A 17,665-nucleotide genomic window follows, 5' to 3' on the forward strand; every position below is an offset into this window, starting at 1 on the left:
CCGGCGCCCCCCCCCCCCCCCCCCCCCCCCCCCCCCCCCCCCCCCCCCCCCCCCGCCGGGGCCCCGCCCCCCGCCCCCCCCCCCCCACCCCCGGCCCCCCCATTTCCGGGGTGAGCTTCCGAGGGGTCAGTACCGCCAGGGGGTGCCGGTCTCCCGGTATTCCTCGACGGGGACGAGGGGGATGTTCGGGTCCATCCGGTCGATGTAGAGCCGGCCCTCCAGGTGATCGATCTCGTGTGCCACCAGGCGGGCCATGGCGAACTCGAACGAGGTGATCGCTCGGCCGCCGTCCCACCGAGCGTGCTCGACATCGATCCGGAGTGGGCGGGCCACCAGGCCGCGCTGGTCGAAGAAGGAGAGGCAGCCCTCGTACTGCTCGTCGGTGTCGCGGGCGGAGTCGACCACCCGTGGGTTCAGCAGTACGACCGGCTCGGCGTCCCGATCCGGTGGCCGGACCACCGCCGCCGCCCAGGGGATGCCGAGCTGCGGCGCGGCCAGACCGACCCCCTTGCTGAACGGGTGCAGTTCGTCCAGCCGGTTCAGCGCCGCACGCAACTGGAACAGCACGTCCCGGGCGGTCGCCTCGTCCTGCGGCAGTTGGAAGAGGCGGGCCGGTTGGCGCAGCATGGCGGCGCCACGCTGGACGATGCCGGCGGCGCGCATCCGGTCGCTGGCGCGGAGTTCAGGCTCGGCCCCGGCCGTCGCGGGCTGGCTCCGGTAGCGCCACTCCAGCCGGTACCGGGCATTGAGCGGCGGTTCCTCGGTCGACCAGTCGAAGATCGCCCGACCGTCGGCGTCCTGCCGGAGGAGTGGCGTACGCAGCGGACCTTCCTCGGCCGAGAGGGTGGTCTCCACCCCCCACACCTGCGGGTCCAGGCTGAGCGGCAGGTTGAGCCGGACGGCGAGGTGCCGGGTCGGCAGGCGTACGGCGCGCTGGAACCAGTGGCCCCATTTCTCCTCGCCGACGGTGTAGGCGTACTCGATGGTGACCCGCTCGCCGGGGTAGAGCGGGAAGCGGCCGTTGGCGTTCTCGAAGAGGAGCCAGACCTCCTTGAACGCATCCCGGTCGTGCTTCTTGCGCCAGTCCATCGGCTCGGGGTTCTCCTGTTCACCACAGAACGCCTGGAGGTCCAGCTCGGCGAAGGTGAGCGGGTGGTCCCGGTGGTGCCGGTTGGAGCGGCCGGGGTCGCTCGGGTAGCGGTCCACGGCGATCCGGGCCAGGTAACGGGTGACCGGTTCGGTGCCGGCGTTGTAGAGCGCACGGCGGATCACGCACCGGTAGGCGTTGTCCTGGTAGGTGAGGGTGGCGGATTCCTGCTCGACGATGAGCCCGGTTCCCGGGGGAAACCACTGCTCGGGTACGGGCGGGTCCCGGTGCGCGACCAGGTTCGACCGGGCGTGCCGGAGTTCGTCGTACTCCTGGAACCGTTGCCAGATGGCGCCGGACGCGCTGAGGACGGCCTCGGCGCGGCGGGCGAAGTCTTCGGTGGGCCGGTGGCGCCGGCCTTCGACGTGGCTGACATATGAGGGGTCGAACCCCATGCGGGCGGCGAGCTGCTTCTTGGTCATGCCCCGCTCGACCCGCCGTTTGGAGAGTTCGGCCGCGAACGAGTCGGCAGCCCGCTCGATGGGCGAGGTGGTCATCGGGTTCCTCAGGGGCCGGGAATCCCAGTCTGCTGGCCGACTCACCCAAGCGGGCAGGAGTGCCGCGTTAACGACATTTGGCTTGACAATTCTTTCATCATCATCGATCCTTGCGGACCTCGTAATCCCTGCTCAGACCGCCGGTTGAGCCCTCGCGACGATGACTGACGGTTAACGCCGCGGCCGGTCGGGTACCCGCCCGCGTACGACGTTGCGTGATCTCGACAACCGATCGCGACAAACGACTCCAGCTCGCGCCGGCTGTGGTTAGGCTTCCCTTAGTGCTAACGTGGCGACCGGTACGGTGACCGAAGGGCGGGTGCGGTGACAGCGATGAAACGACGGCCAAGCCGGCCGCTCGCCCTCGTTGACCTGGTCACCATCTCGATCCGGACAGTCACGGACGGAACCCCGAACTCCATCGGGGCGCGCAAGATCGGTCACACTCGGTGACCGCCGTCATCACCGGACGGGCGCAGGCAGCCGCCCCGCTCGCACCCGTGAACGCGACTCTGCGCAAGATGTTCGGCACCGACGACCTGCCGGGGCTGGCACCCGGCGTACTCGTCGAGGACGAACAGGGCTGGCTACCCGCCACCGAACTGATCAACGGAAATCGCCTGCCGGAGATCCTCACCGCCGCACAGCGCTCCTGGCAGTCCACCCCGCACGCCGCCGCCGCACTGTTCTGGAAGGCGTACACCTACTGGTTGGCCCTGCCCACGGTGGTCGGCTGGGCCTCGGCCCGCCGGGTGCCCCTGGTGCGGGCGTCCGACGTACTGGTCCGGGTGGACACCGACCGGGCCACGCTGACCCTGGGACTGCGCCCCTCCACCACGATCGCGGTGCTCCCCAGCGATCCGCTGGCGGTCGCCGGGCGCCCGGAGGTACGGGTCCTCTCGAACGAGGCCGAACTCCTCGCCGCGCTGCGCGGATCGATGCTCGACGAACACCTGGCCCCGCTGCTCGACGCGATCCACACCCAGGTCCGGGTCGGCGCCCGTACGCTGCTCGGTTCGGTCGCCTCCGGCGTCGCGTACGGCATCCTGCGGGCTGCCGACGGACTACCCGGCACCGCCACCGAGAACGTCGGGACGCTGCTCACCGCGCTCGACCTCGCCGACCTGATCGAACTGGTCCCCGGCCCGGACGGTGAGCCGACCGTGCAGCGCAAGACCTGCTGCCTGGCTTTCACACTGCCGCAGCCGCGTGTCTGCAAGGGCTGCTGCATCCGCTCCAACTGACCTGGCGCGCGGTCAGCCACGCAGGAGTGCCCGGACGTCCCAGACCCAGACCCCGCCGATCAGGGTCGGCTGGATCCCGGTCAGCGCGATCATGCCCGCCCGGAGTGCGTCGGCCCGCTCCTGCGGGGCGAGAACCACCACCCCGGCCCGCCACGAGCGCAGGTCACGCACCGCGTCCGTACGCCGCCGCTGGTCCACCGGGGGCAGCGTCCCGGTCCGGTGGATCGCGTCGAAGAAACGGCTGGTGGGCGTCGGGGGTGCGGAGAAGAGCGCGACCCGACCCTCGGGCCGCCCTGGCCGGGTGTCCGGGCCGAGGAAGTAACCCCGGGCCAGTGGTAGGTCCAGGCGGGTCTGCGCGGCCCAGCGGAGCGGGTCCGGGTAGGTCGACGCCGGCAACGGCAACGCGACGACACTCCGGCCACCGGTGACGTACGGCCGCCAGCCGCCGTCGGTGATGAACGACGGGGTCGCCGGAAGTCGTTCGACCGGGATCGGCAACGGCGCGATCGGCAACAACGCCATCACCAGGACGGTCACGGTGACGAACCGGACCGGACCGGTCGCCGCCGGGTGCGTACGGGACAACTCGGCTGCCCGGGCACAGCCGAGTGCGAGCAGCAGGCCGATGACCGGGCCGATCGCCAGCGCCCACCGGGTCGGTACGGCCGAGTCGAGCAGCGGAACGTCCTCAAGCACCGCCCACACCGACGGGATGCCGGTGTCCCGCCCGCGCCAGTGGATCCGAGGACCGAGCGACATGACGGCGAAGAGCAGCCCGGCGGCGGCCAGCCCGAGCACGATCGCGCGGCGGCGCAGCCACCAGACCAGGGCCACCGCCAGGACAACCAGCGGCCAGCCGAAGAAGGCGTTCTGCTCGCTGGGGTTCTGCGCGAGCGGCGCGGTGGTTGCCCGGTCGCCGGCCAGCGACTGTCCGGGAAACGTGACGAACGAGGCGAGGTCGGCCCCGTACGCGCGGATCGACCGGGACAGCCCGGAGTATGCCTGTGGCCCGAAGAGCTGCACGTAGAGCGGGTAGCCGAGCAGCAGCAGCGCCACCCCGCCGGCGAGTCCGAGCCCGGCCAGGAACGTACCGGCCACCCGCCGCGCTTCGGGGTGCCGGGCGACGACGACCGCCAGGACGATCCCGATCCCCACTGCGGTCATCAGCAGGATCTCCAGGTTGATGAAGCCCTGCCACACGATCAGCATCCCCAGCAGCAGGCCGTTGCGGCGCCAACGGCCGGGCTCCGCCAACCGGAGCACCCGCCAGATGATCAACGGTACGAGGAACTGCCCGACGATGTTCGGGTGCCCGTTCGCGTGCGCCACCATGGCCGGGGCGTACGCGCAGAACAGGGCACCGACCCAGGCCGCGCCTCGGTGGCGGATCAGGTGTCGGGAGAGGAACAGGTACCAGGTGATGCCGGTCGCGACCAGCGCCCCGGTGAGGAAGACGTTGAACGCGACCGAGGGTCCGCACAGGAGGGTGATTGGGGCCAGTGGGATCGAGACCCCCAGCACGGAGGTGTTCGCCATGATGTTCAGGCCCTCTGGCACGTTCATCCGGTAGGAGACGAACGGGTACGCCCCCGTGCTGATCACCCTTGCGCCGTGCGCCAGCATCCACTCGAAGAACGCCTGGTCGGCCTCGTTCTCGCGAACCCCTGCGCCGGGCCGGAGCCAGAGCCCGGAGGTGATCCAACCGCTCAGTCCGAAGTAGCTCAGCACGGCGGCGACATCCGGCAGGAGACCGCGCCGAAGACGGCGCGGTGCCTGGGGTGCGGGTGTCGCTTCCGGGACGGGCTCCTTCGGTAGATCAGAGGTGTCCGACTGAGAGGTAGTCATGTCTGTTCGGAGGGTAGCGAAGACTAGCGGAAACCAGGGCGTGATCGCTGGCATCCGTGTCTTCCATGCCTGAACGTCCGGAAGCTGGACGGGACGGATCTACAGAACAATCCGTTCGTGCCACGCCGATGCCTCAATTTCCCTACGGTCGTCGTAGATGGTTCACTCTGTCGGTCCAGGGTGCAGGTCGAGTTTCAGATCGTGAGGAATCGACGCATGGCAGAAATCACTGGGGATCAACGGGTTCAATCCGAGGTACTCGAGGGTCTCGCGACCGCCGTGAACCACCGCCGATGGTTCGTTGAGCTGGCGATCCCGTATCTGGGTGAGAACCCGATCGAGATCGGCAGCGGGCTCGGTGACTATGTACTCGAGTGGGCGCCGCACGTGCCGCGGTTCACCGCCACCGAGGCCGACCCGGACCGGCTGGTCGCCCTGAAGGACCGGCTTTCCGGCGAGTCCAACGTCGAGGTACGGCAGATGCTTCTCCCCCAGCCGGAGCCGGAACGCGGTGACTACAGCGCGGCCGTCTCGTACAACGTGCTGGAGCACATCGTGGACCACGTCGGCGCCCTGCGCGCCATGCGTGACCTGGTCCGTCCGGGCGGGGCGGTCGTCCTGATCGTGCCGGCGTTCCAGTTCGCACTCGGTCCGGCGGACATCGCCACCGGCCACGTCCGGCGCTACACGAAGAAGACGATGCGGGCCGCGCTGACCGAGGCGGGCCTGACCGTGGAACGGTTGCACTACGCGAACGCGCTCGGTCTGATCGGCTACTACATGGCCACCAACGTGTTCCGGCTGATGCCGAAGGAAGGACCGATGGTCAAGGTCTACGACAGCCTGGTGCTGCCGGTGACCAAGGCCGCCGAGCAGTTGGTCCGGCCGCCGTTCGGGCAGTCGGTCTTCGCTGTCGCCCGGGTGCCCGGCACGCCGTAGGGCTGACCGGAGCGCAGCGGCCGACACCGACGCCAGCAGGTACCCGTCCCCGGTGTCGGCCGCTCACTCGTCACTGTTTCCCGCTCAGCCCTTGACCTGGAACGTCGGCCGGATCACGGCCCGGGCCAGAGTGTGGAAGGTGAGGTTGAAGCCGACGTAGGCCGGGCTGACGTCCGGCGTGAGGTCGAGCTTCTCCACATCCAGGGCGTGCACCGCGAAGAGATACCGGTGCGGATGGTCGCCGGCCGGCGGCGCGGCCCCACCGTACGCCTGGGTGCCGTAGTCGTTGCGTACCGCGAACGCCCCACCCTCGGCGGTCCCGGCCTTGCCCGCGCCCCGGGGCAACTGGGTGACCGACGCCGGGATGTTGACCAGGACCCAGTGCCAGAACCCGCTGGTGGTGGGCGCGTCGGGGTCGTAGCAGGTGACCACGAAGCTGCGGGTCTCCGCCGGGAATCCGGACCAGGTCAATTGGGGCGACTGGTCGTTGCCGCCGACGCTGGTGTGCGCGAACTCCGCGTCCAACGGCTCGCCGTCACGCACGTCGTCGCTCGTCACGGTGAACGCCGGTACCTGCGGCAGCAGGTCGTACGGATCCGGCGGAATCGGTCGGTCGAGGCTCATCAGGAAGTCCTTCCAGAGATCGGGTGACTCGGAGTCTTTCTACCCTGTCCCGGCCGACCTACCGCTGCCGGTGGGTGAAAGATGGCCCGCCGGGCGTACCGGCCACGTGCCAGCCTGACAGGAGCAGAACCCGGCCGCCCGAGAACCGGATCCGACGGCTTCGAAGAACGGTCGGCCGAGGAATTAGGGAGGCCATTCACGGTGCCCCGAACCCGTGACAGCCGCAGCCAATTGTCGACGTCATTCTCGACAGCCACCACAGACGTGTACCGGTCTTTCCTGGACGACGCCACGGTGAGCCTGTCGGTCCACGGCGTCGCGCGGGGAAGGTCGCGGCTCCTCCACCCGGCCCTGTTCTCGACCGGCAGCCTGCACCCGGCGACCCGGAGTCCGGCAGCCGCCGGCGTCAGGAACGATTCGCCGCCGGGTCTGGATGGGGCCTGGCGGCGCACGGACCGGGCCGATCGGACGACACCGGGCGGCACGGTCGGCCGAGAGCACGGGGAAAACCGGCCGAATTGCTTCCAGCCAGTGTTCAGCCGAGGTCGAGCGTGCGCGGGCGGAGCCGGTGGATTCGCAAATGCGACATCCATTGCCTCGCGTAGGCAAGGAGGCACGGCCACCGCAGCAAAACCACTCACCGAGGCAACAAATACTTTCCGTGATCATGAAACGAGAGTCATGGATTGGTCGCGACAGCGGCATGGGTCACGGTTTTTGCAGGCCAAGTGGGGTTGGCAGGAGCAGATGCGGCCCAGTAACGTCAGCCCGTCTGGTCCGGCCATTAGTCACCGCGGGTGACACCGGAACGGACCCGCTGAGTCGTAATTGTTACGAGCCGGGGACCCACAGTAGTCATGGGGTGAATCCGCGAACCATTGGTTCGTGGTAGGGCGAGCTTCCCGCCCGAACCCGTCAGCTAACCCGGTAGGCGGTATCGGAAGGAGAACATGCTCCGTGCAGCGCAGTATCTGCCGTGGCCCCTCCCTCGGCCACGTCCCCCGACACCTGCCCTGGTCCGCCCGCACCGACACGCGGCCCACCACGCTGGATCACTAGGGCGCAGGCGTACGACCGTCGACGCGAGCAACGCGCACGGTCGGTGACGCGAGTACGCGCGTGACCGGTAGGTGATACGGAAACGTACGGCATTCATTTGTCGTGCTCTGTTATCCGGTAACGCATTCCACCGCATCTGTGGTGGCGGATCAACACATCCTGATCCGGCCCACCGGGCTGGCGGCTACTGCCGCCGGACCCTTTGCGCGCACTCGTCACGCGATTGGCCCCGGCAGAGACACAACGCCATCCCGAAACATGTGCCCCCGATCGCAGATCGGCACATCTGCGGAGGAAATTCAAATGAAGCATCGTCAGCAACTGCGACTGCGTCGCATCGTGACCGCCAGCCCATACCGGGCCAGCGTCGTCTCCGCCGCGGTCCTCGCGGTGGGCCTCACCACCGGCATCCTGCTCGCCCAGAGCCACGGACCGGTCCAGGCGGAGAACCCGTCGACGGTCGCCGTCGCCGAGAAGATCGGCGGCCAGGCCGCCGGCGAGATCGCCCCCGCCCCGGAAACCCCGGCACCAACCGCGACCTCGGCGACGCCCAGCGCCGCGCCGTCGACCCCGCCGGCCACCACCAAGGCCCCGGCCAAGCCGGCCAAGAAGGCGCCGCCCGCGTCGAAGGTGCTCGACTACGAGTACGAGGCGCAGATCAACGGTTGGTACTGCGGGCCGGCGGCCACCCGGATCGCCCTGACCGCCCGCGACCGGTCACCGAGCCAGGACGAGGTGGCTGCCGCTCTGGGAACCACCGGAAACGGCACCAACTCGGCCGACGACACCACCCGTGGCCTGAACCAGCTCGCCAAGACCGACTTCTACCGGAGCACCTTCATCCCCGGCGCGCCGTCCCCGGCCCAGATGGACCAGCTCCAGGCTGACGTCGTACACGCGATCAGCAACGGGTACGCGGTCGTGGCGAACATCGTCGGCTCGGCAACGGACACCGACGGCGGCTGGCACGCGTACGACGGGGGTCACTACCTGACCGTGGTCGGCTACCGCGACAACGGTCGGACCGTCCAGATCGCCGACCCGGCGTTCGTCAACGGGGTCAGCTCCTACTGGATGACCACCATTGACCTGGCCAACTGGATGGCCACCCGGGGCTACTCAGCCTGACCCGCCCTCCCCTCGGCCCAGGGCGTCGACCGGTTCCGGTCGGCGCCCTGGGCCATCCGTACCAGCAGGCCGGTGAGCGCGTTGCCACAACCATCCACGGATGCGTGCGTTGACACTGTCGTGACCACGGCCCACGCCGACCAGGCGAAGACAGACGAGTCGGTCACCGTGCGCCGGTGCGCCGAACGGAGGGTTCAGGTGTTGGCTATGCCACGTCAGGTGTCAGCTCCATGAGCCGCGTCGACGAGCCGCTGACCCGGGCCGGGATCTGGGAGGCCGCCGCGATGACCATCGCCCAGCACGAGGACCGGGGCACCTCCTACGCCCCCGGCACCTGCGCCTGCTGCACCCCGGACGGCTGCGCCCAACTGGCCTGGGCGATCGAGGTACGGGCCGGTCGTGAGCCGGACTATCCGCTCGCCGCGCCCGTGCCGCCGGATCTGAAGTCGCTGGGATGAGAAGTACGCACGGCGCGGACCAAACCGCCTATGCCTCGACCGCGAGCTTCGCGAACTCGTCCGCGGCGCCGTTGAACAGGAAATCCGTGGTCTGGGTCAGGGCGATGGCGACCAGCCCCTGGTGGGGGTCGTTGAACCAGGAGGTGCCGTAGCCACCGTCCCAGCCGTACCGGCCCGGCACGGGGGAGACGTCGTCGGGCTCGACCGCGACCGCCATGCCCAGGCCCCAACCGCGACCGGCGAGCAGGACCCCGCCGCCGGCAATCTGCTCCCGGGTCAGGTGGTTGGAGGTCATCAGCTCCACCGACTCCGCCGACAGCAGTCGCTCACCCTGGTGCACACCCTTGTGCAGCAGCAACCGGGCAAAGGTCAGGAAGTCGTCGGCGGTCGACAGCAGCCCACCGGAGCCGGAGGGGAAAGCCGGCGGGCTGGCCCACTCGCTCGGGGCGGAGAGCGTACGCCGTTCCAGCTTGCCGGTCTGGAAGTCGGTCGCGTAGTGGCTGGGCAGCCGACGGGTGTAGGCGGCCGGCAGCCAGAATCCGGTCTCGGTCATGCCGAGCGGATCGAAGATCCGGGCCCGAAAGAAATCCCCCAGTGACTGGCCGGCGGCCCGCCCGACCAGCACACCCAGCACCAACGAGCCGACGTTGTACTGCCAGCGCGCACCCGGCTGACACATCAGCGGCAGGGTGCCGAACCGCTTGATCCACTCATCCGGCTCGTGCGGCGTACGCGGATCGGGATGTCCCAACACCAGGTTCAGCTCGTGGGCCGCCTTGATGATCGGAAACGGCGGGTCGAAGCTCGGTTCGAGGATGGCACCGAACCCCATGCGGAAGGTCAGCAGATCCTCGACCGTGATCGGACGCTCGGCCGGCACGGTCTCGTCGAGCGGGCCGTCGATCCGCTTGAGCACCCGACGTCCGGCCAGCTCCGGCAGGAGCCGGTCCACCGGCTCGTCCAGGCTCAGCCGACCATCCTCGATCAGCATCATCGTCGCGGCGGCGAGGACCGGTTTGGTCAGCGACGCGATCCGGAAGATGGTGTCGCGACACATCGGCCCGCCGTCGTCGAAGGCGGTGAAGCCGATCGTGTCGACCCGGACGTCATCTTCCTTGGCCAGGACCGTGACCAGACCAGGCAGCTCACCCCGGTCGACCCGGGCGGCCATCGCGTCGTGCAGCCGGTCGACCCCGGCCTGCGTCAGTTCGCGTGTCATCCTCGCAACCTCCGATACGTACGGTCCCGGCGATGGGTCGAACCGTGGTTCGACAGATCGACATGCACTGTGGCTCATTCTTGCCCCCCACACCGACAGTCAGCACGTCTGACACATCTGTCGACCGTGTCGATGGAGCTCACCGTGACGAACCAGCCCGACCCCGCCGAGTAACCGACGGGGAGGCGTTCGGTCTCGTCGTACCCGGGCGGAATCATGGCGGTGTTCGCAACGTTGAAGGCCACGGCCGGCTCGACGTGCTGCCAGCAGACACCTTGAGCGACTGATCAAGGTCGGGACTAGGATTGTTTGTCCGAGAAACTACCGACAGAGACGGCACACGACGGTGACGGAGTCCGCGCCCCGACGCGCCGAGGGCGGCCCCTCCAGTCGATGGCAATTCATGCGGGAGCCGGGTACGCCACGACACCCGGTCAGTCTCGGTGAACTGCTCCGTGAGACACGGCGGCGCACCGGTCTCACCCAGGAAGAGCTCTGCCTCCGCTCCGGCCTCGGTGTGCGTACGGTCGGTGACCTCGAACGCGACCGCATCACCCGGCCCCACCGGCGGACCGTCGACGCCCTGGTGAACGCCCTGAACCTGCAGGGCACGGAGCGCGAGGCGTTCCGCGCCGCGGCCCGTCGCACTCAGGGACCGCCGCCCCGCCCCGCTTCACCCGGCCGCGTCATCGCCTGGAGCCTCCCGCCTGACCTCGGCGACTTCACGGGGCGCCACACCGAGTGGGACCGGTTGTCCGACTATGTCGGCGGCTCCGAAGACGGTACGCGCCGGAGCACTCGTCCAGTTGTCGTCTACGGTCCGCCGGGTGCGGGCAAGACCTGTTTCGCGGTCCACGCCGGTCACCGTCTCGCCGAGCGGTTCCCGGACGGCCAGATCTTCGTGGACCTGCACGGGCTCGCTCCGCAGCGGCGGGACTGCAACGAGGTGCTGGGCCTGCTGCTGCGCAATCTCGACGTGCCGGAGGCGCAACTGCCCCCCTCGGCTGAGCAGCGCACCGCACTGTTCCGGGCGTTGACCCGGGACCAGGCGATGCTCTTTGTACTCGACAACGCCGCGGACGAGGCGCAGGTACGGCCGCTGCTGACCGACAGCGAACGGTCGATGGTCGTCGTCACCAGCCGACGTACGCTGGCTGGCCTGGACGCCGGTTGCCGGATCTCGGTCGGAAGTCTCGACCTGTCGGAATCAATCATGCTGCTGGGCCTCATCGCCGGCCCCAACCGCGTGGCAGCCCAGCGAAGCGAGGCGGCCGAGGTCGCCCGGCTCTGCGGTTACCTGCCGCTCACGCTGCGGATCGCCGGCAACCGGTTGGCCGTCCGCCCGCAGTGGTCGGTAGGCGACCTCGCCAGGCGCCTCGCCGACGACCGCTGCCGACTGTCCCGGCTGGTCGCCGGTGACCTCGCGGTACGTCCCGTCCTGGAGATGTCCTACCGACAGCTGAGTCTCACCGCCCAGCGCCTGTTCCGACGGTTGGCCCTGGCCCCCGGCGGAATCGCGTCGGTGGCGGTGGCGGCGATGCTCATGGAGTCGGACCAGAACAACGCGGAACTGGTGCTTGAGGAACTCGTCGACGCCAGCATGATCACCTCGGCCTGGTCGGCGTCCCGCTACCAGCTGCACGATCCGCTGCGCCTGCTTGCCCAGGAGATGCTCTACGCACAGGAGCCGGTGCACATCATCGCCCGACTGGCCGCGCAGTTGGCCGGGCCGGGACTCAGCTCGGCGGCGACACTCTTTCACCTGTTACTTTTTCCCTTGCCTGCGTCGTCGGACCAGTTCGGCGCATAAGCGGTTCGGCCGGGGTTCGCTACCCGTCATTCAGCGGCGAGAGATGCTCGGTCAGCTGGTGAGGGTCCGGAACTTTTACTGGTCACTGTTTCGCCCGCGACCCGTTGAGTGATGACCCCGACGCGGCGGAAACTGGCGGAATTGGCGGCAGATTCGGCGGATTCGCCAGTTCCGAGGGGGATCTCGCCTGGGCGGCTCCCACCAAAGGACGTTGCATGGACAGGGACGTCGTTTCGGGGCCCCGATCGCTCGTCGTCGCCCCCACCGGTGGGCGCCGGTGGGTGGTAACGGGGGCGGCGCAAGCCGAAGAAGTCTGCCCGGGGGGGCATATCCATGAATATCGCTGACGATTCGCCGTACGCCGGCACCTCGGAGGATGCCGCTCCACTCCGGCTCGCCGTCGTTTCGGGCAACCCGATCATCCGCAGTGGCCTCGCGCACGTGCTCGCCGACGCGCCGGGGGTGACGGTCCGGTACGACGTCGACTCCGTCACCGCGTTGCCGCTCCACGACGACCCGCCCGCGCTGGTCGTCCTCGACCTGTACGGACACCGCAGTGCACGACTCGGCGCGAGCTTCTGGGCGCTGCTGCCTCGGGGCAGTCGCGCCATCGCCCTGTGCCGGCCGGAGGACCCGCCGAACCTGCCAGTCGCCATACAGGGCGGCACACACGCCTTCCTGACCAGGGAATCCGACACCAAGGAGTTGCTGCTCGCGGTCGAGACGACCCGTCAGGGCGGCCTGCACGTCTGCGCCGTCCTCCTCGGACATCTGGTCAAACAGACCGCGCCCGAACCGACCGGCCGGCTGCCCCAACTCGCCAGCCGCGAGATCGAGACCCTGCAGTGGGTCGCCAAGGGCCTGACCCATGGGCAGATAAGTCGGCGGATGGGGCTCACCGAGTCGACGGTCAGCACCTACGTCAAGCGGATCCGCACCAAACTAAACGCCGGCAACAAGGCCGAGCTCACCCGCCGGGCAATCGAACTGGGGTACGTCACGGCGGGCTGACCGGGCCACGGGGCGACCGCCGCGACAGCCTGCCAGGGCTCAACTCGCCCCGTCGAACGGCCGTACCTCGCCCTCGACCTGCCGTCCGAACGGGTCACGCAGGATGACCCGCCCCGTGCCGGCCAGGGCCGAGTCGGTGGGCAACGGTGTGACCCTGCCGGCGGGCAGATCGATCCAGAAAAGGCTCCCTTCCTCGTTCCGGACGACGCCGACGGGTGCGGGATTGCCGAACCGGTCGCTCAGCTCCACCGACGCGCTGCTTCCCGGCCCGAGCCGAATCACGTTCCGGACGACAGTGTCGAGCTCGGCGTCCGTCCACCGGGCGCCGGTCGCGTCCGCGAACTCGGCCATGGTCCGGGCCTCGACGACGCCACCGTAGAACGCGCGATGCAGCCGGACGAACGGTTCGCCCGCTCGCCCGCCGGCGGTCTGCATGATCCGGGCCACCCACTGGGCGAGTCGCTCCTGTGCGGTGCCCTGCGGCACCGGGCGCGCCGCCCCGTCTGCCCCACGTACCTCGGCCGCTAGTCCGCGCACGACCTCGGGGGCGTTCCCGGTCTGGTAGAGACCCCAGCCCGGTGCCGATTCGGTCGGATCGATCAGGGTCCCGTCGGTACGGACGGCCCATTCGCCAAGCGGTCCGAGTATCTCGACCGGGCCGGGCAGCTGATCGGCGAGTCGGGAAAGCACCCTGTTCTCGCCTGCGGCGCCGGAAACGAGGACCCGCAGCAGTGGCGCTGGCGCAATGGCGTAAACCCGATTGACCACGTCCGCGAGCACGTCCGCGACGGCATCGGGCGCGAGATTCGGTGACACCGCCACGACAAGGGTGGCGATGGTGGGCAGCGGCTGGATCCGACCGGCCTCCACCGGCACCCGCCATCCGAGCTGCTCCACGTAGATCAGGCCGCGATGTTGCCGCCCGTCCGACGGATAGGGCGAATAGACGCGGTATCCGGCGGGTGCGGCGGCGACCAGCAGGTGGTCCCAGTCGGACCCGTCCGGCCAACGGGCACGAGCACGGTGGATCTCCTCCTCCGTCATCACGCCCTTGGCACGCGGTTGGGCTACCGCAGGCACCTGCACACGGTGTTGGTGGTGGTCCCTGGCCGCAGCGCGGGTCAGATCGAGGTCGTCGCCCACCGGAACAGGGGGAGCCACCGGCCCCTTGGCTTCTGCGGGGTCCGGACGGGAAGCAGCCGGCGGCTGAACCTTGTTCCGCACGACGGCGGTAGCGAGGTTGTCGGCACGGAATCCGTCGAAGGCCCAAGCCCTACCGGTGGCCTCGTTGTCGACCACCTCCCACGTCGAGCCATCCGGGACGTGCCGCAGCCAGGCGGCACCCCTATTGGTCGGCGACGTGGCCGACTCCGGCCCTTCGGTCCCGGCAAAGAGGTCGGCCTGTGGGGCCAACACGTCCCGGCCAAGCGCGACTGCGAGGTCCCGCGCGAACCCGGTCGCCAGCGCACCGGCCGTGCAGGAGAGCAGCGCGACCGGTGTCGCGCGGAGCGTGTCCCGCAGAATCTCCGCAAGTTGCTGCGGGGTCAGGCCGACCTCACCGCTCCTACCACCCCTGGAGCGGATCGGGACCCGTACGTTCGGGCCGTCCGGGTGTACCAGCACCAGGGTCCCTCCACCCGGGTCGGCCAGCTGGCGCTGCTGTACCGCATCCCGGTCCTGGTCGGTGAGGAGCGTCCAGCCGCCGCGACTGCCACGAAGCCGACGCAGCACGATCGCCTCACCGTCGGCGAACCACCGGCCGCTCGACGCCCGGGTGACAGCCCCCGCGACCGGTAGCTGCGGATGGTGAACGGCAGCGGACGGCCCCCGCGACTCCACAGCCGGCGGTGCTGTCTGCGTCGGCTGTGCTGGCTGCTGCCGTCGCGGACCGTCGGCCTCACCCCGCGCGGTGCGTCCCTCTCCGGAATCCGGTCGCGGGCCGGCGTCCGTTGTCGGCGGGTCCTGTCGGGGGCCTTCCTCCTGGGACACGGAGGCGGCCGACGACACAGGAGCCGACGGCAGCGGTCGCCCTGCCGGGCTGGTCGGGATGACCGGCTCGGAGGCGGCAACAGGAGCAGCGGTACGCGGCTGCTGGTCGTGCGCGCCGTTGACCTGCGGGTGGTGCACCACGGGCACCGGGTCGGCGTCCTCATCGGCGTCCAGGGCCTGGACCCGGTAGTGGCCCTGGAACACGTCGCCGGACCAGTCGTTGGATGGCGACAGGGGGGCGGGCAGTCGCCAACCTGTCGCGTCCAGGGGCGTCGCCGGGCTCTCCACATCCGGGTTCGGGTTGTCGGACGACAGCAGAACCTCGTCGTCGTCGTCGTCGTGGACGGTCACGGTCTGGGCGACCGGAGCCTCGAACCGCTCCGGGTTCTCCGGGAACAACGGCTCCCGATCCCCCTCGACCGCCGCGTCGGTCGCCCGCCTCGGCACCATCAGGTGGAACAGCCGAGCCACCGGAGACCGGAACCGACCCAGCCACCGCCCACTCGTACGGCCGGTTTCCACCGCCGGGGCAACCGGGGCCGTGTTCGTCTCGGCCGCCGGCCCCGGCTCCCACCGCGCAGCCTCGGTCGCCGTACCCGAAGGAGGCCAGGGAGCCGAAGGAGGCCAGGGAGCCGAAGCCGACGGCGGCGCCAGCGCGGGAGTGGCACCGGCGGCAGGAGGCGAGTCTTGCCAATGGCCAGCCCCGGTCTGCGCGTACGCCTCGCCGCGCAGCAACTGGAGGGTGCGCCACGCCTCGCGGATCGGATCATGCAAGGCGGCGAACCTGCCGGTGGCGAACCTGCCACCCGCCTGCTCCATCAGGTTGTATGCCTCGTTGAGGGCTAGCTCGAACCGCTGCCGCACGGCGTAACTGGTCTCCGTCTCGTAGAACGGAACGGAGAGACGCATCAGGCTGGTCTGCGCCACCTGGAGACCCTGCGATACCTCTTCGGCTGTCGGTACGCGCGGTCCACTTGTCGACCCACCGGTGCGAGTCGGCGGCGGGTTATGGGTAACGAGCCCAACGTCGTCCAGCGCGTCACCGAGGAGCCCGCCGAGGGCGTGCACGGCCGGGTGGCTGACCAGCTCGTCGATGCGACCTGCCTGGGCGAGGTCCGGATTACCGGCGACGAGGGTCTCGATTACCCCGCGCAAGCCGTCCGACAGCCACCGGCGGTCGGCACCGAGCTCGGCTCGGATGTTCCACAGCAGGCCGAGGAGTCCGACGAAGCGGTCCTGCGGAGTTCGGTCGACCCCGTCCATCCGCTCCGCCAGCGCGTACCGAAGGAGCTCGATGAAACGTGGATCGAGCAGCTCGTCCGGGCGTGCCGCCAGCGCGTGCCGGAGGAACTCGAAGAAACGCCAACCGACCGACTCCTCCGAACTCGGCAGCGGTTTGGAAAGCACCGATCCGGCCGGCTCGGTGAGGCCGAAGAACTGGATGAAGTCCCTGACCTGGGGTTGTTTCAACACGCCGTCGAACCAGGCATCGGCTGGCCGGGCAGCCGCCCGCTCCCGGCCCTCAAGCGCGTCCGGCAGATGGAACTGGCCCAGCTGACCGTTGTCGTCGAACACCAACCGCACCGGCCCGGTGAACACCGTCAGAGGCGGCCCGTCCCCCGACCAACCGCCCAGCTCGAACTCGCTGAGCACGCCCTGGTTGCGGAGCTGGGTTTCGACCAGCACGTACCGGCCGTCCCGGCGTCGCTCGACCAGCACCAGGTGTGTGGGCTCGTTCGGCAGGTTGATCCACGCCGCGGTCACCGCGCCCGGCCGCAGGTCGGCCAACCGGCCCAACTCGGAATCGCGGAAACGCCCGCCGAGTTGGCCGCCGATCGTCTCGGTGTCACGCTGGGCGGACCGGTCGTGCCTGACCCCCACCCCGGCACCCAACCGGTCCAGCACGGTTCGTACCCGCAGACTGCAGTCCGGCTGGCCCGAGTCGGAATCGCGCCGGGACAAACTCTCCAGGGCCGCCCGCATCGCCCACGACACCCAGACCGGGCCCGGCCCCGAGGCCGGCACGGCGTAGCCGGAATACGGCGACGGCGAGAACGCACCCGCGGCTCCCCGTCCCGCCCATGCGTTGACGTTGAGCTGCCACGAACTCGGAGCAGCGCCCTGCCAGGAAAACCCACCGCTCTGCGGCCCGTTGTACGGGGGTCGCGTGTCGCCGGAGGTTGCGGGGGCTCGCCCGTCCGGCTGGATCGGCGGCTGGTACTGCGGTGGCACCGCCGGTCCACCGGCGTCCACAAGGCGGCGGTCGGCGTTCGCTGGTCCCTCAACCGGCGAGTCGTGGTCCTTCACGTCGGGCACCCTCGGGTCCGTTTCCACTCCATCCGGTTCGTCACCGGTCCGGGGCATCCCTGCGCTGCTACGGGTACCGGCCGGCCCAGGTGTCTGGGCCTCGCTCGGACCACTCCTGCCGCTCGGCTTCCGGACGGTCGTGCCCGGTCCATCACCGACCCGCTGCTTCTGACGACCTCTGTCGGGTCGCCCTTCACCTCGACCGGCCGCAACCCGTTGCCCTCGGGTCCTGCCCGAAAGGGCAGCTCAGCGCGGAACTCGGCCGGCGCCGACGGTGCTTCGCCACCCTTCGGGGCGTTGCGTACCGGTTCCCAGATTCCGGTCTTCTGGGTTCGCACCAGCACGTCATTGATCTTAGCGTCGGGCACCACTCGACGCCCGGTCAGCC

General features: G+C 69.7%; 12 protein-coding genes and 1 riboswitch. Of the genes, 6 read left to right on the plus strand and 6 right to left on the minus strand.

Annotated features, from left to right (window positions below):
• Positions 1 to 126: 126 nt before the first annotated feature.
• Entirely contained in the window at positions 127 to 1,644 is a 1,518-nt protein-coding gene (locus tag ACIBF5_RS02885) for a peptide deformylase (protein WP_396807480.1), read from the minus strand.
• A 461-nt stretch (positions 1,645 to 2,105) separates the two neighbouring features.
• On the opposite strand from ACIBF5_RS02885, the gene ACIBF5_RS02890 reads away from it, so the two are divergent.
• The gene (locus tag ACIBF5_RS02890; RefSeq protein ID WP_396808253.1) at positions 2,106 to 2,888 is read left to right on the plus strand and encodes a hypothetical protein; all 783 of its coding nucleotides are present in this window, start codon (positions 2,106 to 2,108) and stop codon (positions 2,886 to 2,888) included.
• Positions 2,889 to 2,900: 12 nt separating this feature from the next.
• Here the strand turns inward: ACIBF5_RS02890 and ACIBF5_RS02895 are convergent, their stop codons facing one another.
• The gene (locus tag ACIBF5_RS02895; RefSeq protein ID WP_396807482.1) at positions 2,901 to 4,733 is read right to left on the minus strand and encodes a hypothetical protein; all 1,833 of its coding nucleotides are present in this window, start codon (positions 4,731 to 4,733) and stop codon (positions 2,901 to 2,903) included.
• A gap of 216 nt (positions 4,734 to 4,949) precedes the next feature.
• On the opposite strand from ACIBF5_RS02895, the gene ACIBF5_RS02900 reads away from it, so the two are divergent.
• Positions 4,950 to 5,672, plus strand: coding sequence for a class I SAM-dependent methyltransferase (locus tag ACIBF5_RS02900; protein ID WP_396807483.1), 723 nt, complete (start codon positions 4,950 to 4,952; stop codon positions 5,670 to 5,672).
• An 84-nt stretch (positions 5,673 to 5,756) separates the two neighbouring features.
• Here the strand turns inward: ACIBF5_RS02900 and ACIBF5_RS02905 are convergent, their stop codons facing one another.
• Positions 5,757 to 6,296, minus strand: a complete 540-nt coding sequence (locus ACIBF5_RS02905) for a YbhB/YbcL family Raf kinase inhibitor-like protein (protein WP_396807485.1) — start codon at positions 6,294 to 6,296, stop codon at positions 5,757 to 5,759.
• Positions 6,297 to 7,101: 805 nt separating this feature from the next.
• A riboswitch (cyclic di-AMP (ydaO/yuaA leader) is annotated at positions 7,102 to 7,245 on the plus strand.
• Positions 7,246 to 7,658: 413 nt separating this feature from the next.
• Here ACIBF5_RS02905 and ACIBF5_RS02910 point away from each other — a divergent pair.
• The gene (locus ACIBF5_RS02910; protein ID WP_396807486.1) at positions 7,659 to 8,483 is read left to right on the plus strand and encodes a C39 family peptidase; all 825 of its coding nucleotides are present in this window, start codon (positions 7,659 to 7,661) and stop codon (positions 8,481 to 8,483) included.
• Here the strand turns inward: ACIBF5_RS02910 and ACIBF5_RS02915 are convergent.
• The gene (locus tag ACIBF5_RS02915) at positions 8,471 to 8,650 is read right to left on the minus strand and encodes a hypothetical protein (RefSeq protein WP_396807488.1); all 180 of its coding nucleotides are present in this window, start codon (positions 8,648 to 8,650) and stop codon (positions 8,471 to 8,473) included. The genes ACIBF5_RS02910 and ACIBF5_RS02915 overlap by 13 nt on opposite strands.
• Positions 8,651 to 8,713: 63 nt before the next feature.
• On the opposite strand from ACIBF5_RS02915, the gene ACIBF5_RS02920 reads away from it, so the two are divergent.
• On the plus strand, positions 8,714 to 8,941 hold the full coding sequence (locus ACIBF5_RS02920; RefSeq protein WP_396807490.1) for a hypothetical protein: 228 nt from the start codon (positions 8,714 to 8,716) through the stop codon (positions 8,939 to 8,941).
• 28 nt (positions 8,942 to 8,969) lie between these two features.
• On the opposite strand, the gene ACIBF5_RS02925 is transcribed toward ACIBF5_RS02920, so the two are convergent.
• The gene (locus ACIBF5_RS02925) at positions 8,970 to 10,160 is read right to left on the minus strand and encodes a serine hydrolase domain-containing protein (RefSeq protein WP_396807492.1); all 1,191 of its coding nucleotides are present in this window, start codon (positions 10,158 to 10,160) and stop codon (positions 8,970 to 8,972) included.
• 346 nt (positions 10,161 to 10,506) lie between these two features.
• On the opposite strand from ACIBF5_RS02925, the gene ACIBF5_RS02930 reads away from it, so the two are divergent.
• Together ACIBF5_RS02930 and ACIBF5_RS02935 are read left to right on the plus strand one after the other, a co-directional pair.
• Positions 10,507 to 11,970 carry a helix-turn-helix domain-containing protein gene (locus ACIBF5_RS02930; RefSeq protein ID WP_396807493.1) on the plus strand — a complete coding sequence of 488 codons (1,464 nt, stop codon included), beginning with the start codon at positions 10,507 to 10,509 and terminating at the stop codon, positions 11,968 to 11,970.
• Positions 11,971 to 12,303: 333 nt separating this feature from the next.
• A complete protein-coding gene (locus tag ACIBF5_RS02935) occupies positions 12,304 to 12,981 on the plus strand; it encodes a response regulator transcription factor (protein ID WP_396807495.1) in 678 nt (225 codons plus the stop codon).
• A gap of 39 nt (positions 12,982 to 13,020) precedes the next feature.
• On the opposite strand, the gene ACIBF5_RS02940 is transcribed toward ACIBF5_RS02935, so the two are convergent.
• On the minus strand, positions 13,021 to 17,277 hold the full coding sequence (locus ACIBF5_RS02940) for a hypothetical protein (protein WP_396807497.1): 4,257 nt from the start codon (positions 17,275 to 17,277) through the stop codon (positions 13,021 to 13,023).
• Positions 17,278 to 17,665 lie beyond the last annotated feature (388 nt).

This window comes from Micromonospora sp. NPDC050417 (assembly GCF_044458865.1).
Lineage (GTDB): Bacteria > Actinomycetota > Actinomycetes > Mycobacteriales > Micromonosporaceae > Micromonospora_G.